At 44.4% G+C, this 970-nt stretch carries 1 pseudogene; it reads left to right on the plus strand.

Going from position 1 to position 970, the window contains the following annotated elements:
• Nucleotides 1–229: 229 nt before the first annotated feature.
• Nucleotides 230–970, plus strand: a pseudogene (locus APY94_RS12805) (transposase); the annotation flags it as partial.

Consider the following 970-nt stretch of genomic DNA (forward strand, 5'->3'; position numbering starts at 1 on the left):
CATGTGCTTTTAAAATTTTGCACAAATCCACGACGGCGCAAAAACCCTGCCCTTCTGTTACTTTTTTCTTCTGAAGGCCTCGTCCTTTAGGGTGGGGATGCAGTAAACCGCCCAACAGCCTTTAAACAGGAAAGCAAAACTATTTTAAAGCCTAAAAAACATTACCATACTTTAGAATGAAGCGGTCAATAACGGTAAAACTACAACCCTCAAAAACCCAAGAGGAACATTCAAATCCGAAATAGGCTCGGCAACAGTTCAACAAATCTGCAGGAAGAACGCCGAAAGCTGGAGAAGCTTCTTCTCACTCTTAAGGAACACGCGGAACGGAGAACCCCCCAACTGGCTCAAACCCAAACCACCAAACTACATCAAGGGAGAAGGCTTAATAGTCCTCAGAAACGACCAATACAAAATTGAAGGAAACAAACTAATCCTCAAAGGCCTCGAAAAGTTCAAACGCCTCGAAGTCCAGTTTAAAGGGAGAATACACTTAAAGGGCAAGCAAGGGTGATTAGAAATAACTTACGATCCAATAAGACGAAAATGGTATGCTCACATCAGCATAAGCGTCGAGAAGAAACTTCGGGGTGAAGAATGGGTCAAGCTTCCAAGACAACCCTTGGGCAACCTTTCAGCGGGAATTGACTTGGGAGTGAACAACCTGATGGCCGTTTACGTTGAGAACGGGGAAAGCTTCTTAGTGAACGGGAGACCGCTCAAGAGCATTGATTTTTACTGGCAAAAACGGATAGCAGAGTATCAATCCAAAATCAACAAAAGCGGGGCAAAGAAGAGTAAGAAACTCTCAGGAATGCACTTGAAGGCTAAACTCCAGGCGAGGCACTACATTAACACGAGGGTGAGGCAAACAGTTGAAAGGCTCTACCAGATGGGTGTTTCAAGGATTGTTGTTGGCTATCCGAAGGGCATCAGTGGGAACTCCAACAAGGGTAAAAAGCAGAATTAT

Origin of the sequence: Thermococcus celericrescens, from assembly GCF_001484195.1 — an archaeon.
Classification (GTDB): Archaea; Methanobacteriota_B; Thermococci; order Thermococcales; family Thermococcaceae; genus Thermococcus; species Thermococcus celericrescens.